This is a genomic window from Streptomyces sp. URMC 123, assembly GCF_051386515.1.
In the GTDB taxonomy this organism is placed as follows: Bacteria; Actinomycetota; Actinomycetes; order Streptomycetales; family Streptomycetaceae; genus Streptomyces.
Genome location: NZ_JBPQTV010000519.1, coordinates 1 through 2,858, shown reverse-complemented (window position 1 = coordinate 2,858; position 2,858 = coordinate 1). Strand labels below are relative to the sequence as shown.

Genomic DNA, 2,858 nt, shown 5'->3' with positions numbered 1-2,858 from the left:
CGCGCTCTTCCCCCGGGCCCTGCCGGCCCCCTGCCGCGTGCCGGAACGCCTACGCCTCGCCCCTCCCGCCCGCCGGCGCGCGCTCGCACAGATCGCGCGTGACCGTGTCGGCGAAGTCCCGCGCCACCGGGTTCAGGGCGTCCCACCGCCGGGCCGCCCAGCCGACGGACAGCGGGCGCAGCGCGGGCACCGGAACCAGCTCGATCGTGGGGTGGCGGGCGGCGTCCCAGTCGGGCAGCCGGGGCACCACGGCGTGCCCGAGGCCCAACTCGGCCAGCAGAATGGCCGTGTCCCAGTCCGCGACGCCGGTCGTCGGCGTCAACCGGACGCCGAGCGAGGCCAGTTGCTCCTCCAGGTGCGACCGGGAGGACGAGTTCCCGGGCAGCCCGATGGGCCGAATGGCCCGCAGGTCGGCGGGGTCGAGGCACCCCCTGCCGGCCAGGGGGTCGTCGGTGCGGACGGCCAGCATCCACGGCAGCTCCAGGACGGGCCGCTGCTCGATGCCCCGGACCGGCTCGCGGAGGGTGACCCAGGCGAGGTCGGCCCGGTCGGCGGCGAGCGCCTCGTAGCAGCCGCGGCTGGAGCTCTCCGTCTCGAACTCCAGGCTGACCTCGGGGAAGCGCTGCCGGAAGGCGACGACGCCGTGGGACATGAAGTGCCGTACGGTCGTCGCTCCGGTCGTGACGCGAACGGAGCCGCCCGCGCCCGCGAGGAGGTCGCCGAGCCGGCGGAGGGCGAGGTCGATGCCGCCGATGCCCTCGGCCGCCGCCGCGTGCAGAATGCGCCCGGCGGCGGTCGGGGTGACCCCGCGGGGCCTGCGCTCCAGCAGCCGCAGGCCCACTTCCCGCTCCAGCCGCTTGACGTGCTGGCTGACGGCCGACTGGGTGCGGGAGAGGTCGCGCGCGACGGCGCTGAGGCTGCCGCTGTCGCACACGGCCACGAAGACGCGGAGATCGTCGAGAGTCACGTACCCAAGCTAGGGCTTGGGCCTCTTCGAGAAAACCCTAGGATTGACTGGGCCTTCGGGCTCGCGCGAGGATCGATGCGGGCCCAGGGGCGGCAACCCGTTCCCGACGCGGAGACAGCCGTACGGCTGCGACGACGACCGGTGGACGGGTGCCGACCCACCGGGGCGCGCATCGGCGCTTCAGCGCAACCCGGCGGCGCAACCCGGCCGCGCGGCCCGTCGGTTCAGCGATCGGTTCAGCGCATCAGCGTGGTCGCCGTGGCGACGACACGGGCCCGCTCGGGGTGGTCGACGTCGCCGTAGCGGACCTCGACGCGCGGGTGCGAGCGGAGGAAGTAGCTGTCGGGAATGCTCACCTCGTAGGGGTCCTCGACGGTGCGCGTGGCGATGTCGGTGTTGACGAACCAGCCGAAGTCACCGGTGGCGGGCGCGTAGAGGAAGAAGGCGCCGCCGGAGTACGGCCGGCTCGCGGTCTTCTCGTCCAGCACCAGCGTCCAGTAGTCCACGCAGTTGCCCACGGGGCACATTTGGCGCTGCTCGGCCCGCAGGTTCTCCAACTCCATCCACTGGAAGGGGTTGTCCTTCGAGGCGACGGCGGCCGGGGCCGCGGCCGTCCCGGCGAACGGCGCTCCCAGGGTCCCGGCCTGCGCGGCCTGTGCGACCTGCGGGGCTTGCGCGGCGTGCGCGCCCTGGGCGAGCGCCAGGCCGAGCGCGCACGCGGCCAGGGTCGCTCCGAGGGTGCGGAGCCCGGTACGGGTGCCGGCACGGAACGCGGTACGGGCTGATACGCGGGGCACGGATGTCTCCAATCGCCACGACACGGGGTGCCGCGGACCCCTGCGGTCGCGTGGCGCACCCCATGTGATCGGGAAGTTCCGAGGCGTGATCATTTCTCTGTCGATCACCCTTGGCAATGCCGAGGGAAGAAAACCGGCCAACCGTGCAAACAGCTGAATCCGGCCATGCCGTCGAGTCCTTGGTGACGGCGGGGGAGTCGCGGCCCGCAACGCGCTGGACATCAAGTCGACTTGAGGTTTTAGGGTCGTGGCCAGCCGCCGACGCCCGGCGGTTCGAAGGGAGACCGCCATGCGGAACACCGTGCAGGACACCGAGCGGAACGCCGTACAGGAGACGGCGCGGAACGTCGTACAGGACGCGGAGAAGGGCGCCGTACAGGACATCGACGCCCGACTGGCCACCCAGCCCATCGGCTACTGGACCGGCGTCGCCTACAACGCCGTCATCGCCTATCTGCGCGCGGAGATGGCCCGGCTCGGGGCCACCCAGCCCCAGTACTGGGTGCTCCGCTATCTCTCCGTGAACGACGTCTCCGAGGACGGCGCCGGGCTGACGGTCGAGGAGCTGACCGAAAGGATGCGGGCCTTCCTGCGCCCCGAGGACGACCTGGCCGTGGCCGCCGAGGACCTCCTCGCCCGCGGCCTGCTCACCCGGGACGCCGAGCGGCGGCTGTGGATCACCGACGCGGGGGAGGCCATGCGTCAGGAGATCAAGCGGCACGTTCCCCGGCTGCGCGATCGCGTCCACGAGGGCGTCGATGACGCCGACTACGTCACCGCCCTCAAGGTCCTGGAGCGCGTGATCAAGAACGTGGGGGGCGAGATCGCCTGGTGAGGCGGCCGCTCGCGGACGCGCAAGGGGGCGGTCGGGGAGGGGAGAGGAGCGAGGCGCCGGGCTGGCCGATGATCATCCATCGCCGGCCCGCCGCCGGTGACCGGACGGTAGCTTCCCGGGTCAACGGTGATCCGCCGCCGGAACGGGCCCATCGCCCCCGGCCCGCGGCCTCATCACCGATCACCCTCCCGTCGTCCCGACAAGGAAGCCCCCTTGGCACGCATCCCCGGCGCGGTCCGCCCGCGCCCCCGTCTCCGCC

The 2,858-nt window shown here is 73.0% G+C and carries 3 protein-coding genes; 1 reads left to right on the top strand and 2 read right to left on the bottom strand.

Annotated elements, in window-relative coordinates; all coding sequences use genetic code 11:
* Positions 1 to 49: 49 nt before the first annotated feature.
* Positions 50 to 967, bottom strand: coding sequence for a LysR family transcriptional regulator (locus ACSNOD_RS30220; RefSeq protein WP_436770270.1), 918 nt, complete (start codon positions 965 to 967; stop codon positions 50 to 52).
* A 236-nt stretch (positions 968 to 1,203) separates the two neighbouring features.
* Complete coding sequence (locus ACSNOD_RS30215; protein WP_436770269.1) at positions 1,204 to 1,764, bottom strand: hypothetical protein; 561 nt, start codon at positions 1,762 to 1,764, stop codon at positions 1,204 to 1,206.
* Between the two features lie 289 nt (positions 1,765 to 2,053).
* On the opposite strand from ACSNOD_RS30215, the gene ACSNOD_RS30210 reads away from it, so the two are divergent.
* Positions 2,054 to 2,599, top strand: a complete 546-nt coding sequence (locus ACSNOD_RS30210) for a MarR family winged helix-turn-helix transcriptional regulator (RefSeq protein WP_436770268.1) — start codon at positions 2,054 to 2,056, stop codon at positions 2,597 to 2,599.
* The last annotated feature ends 259 nt before the right edge of the window (positions 2,600 to 2,858 follow it).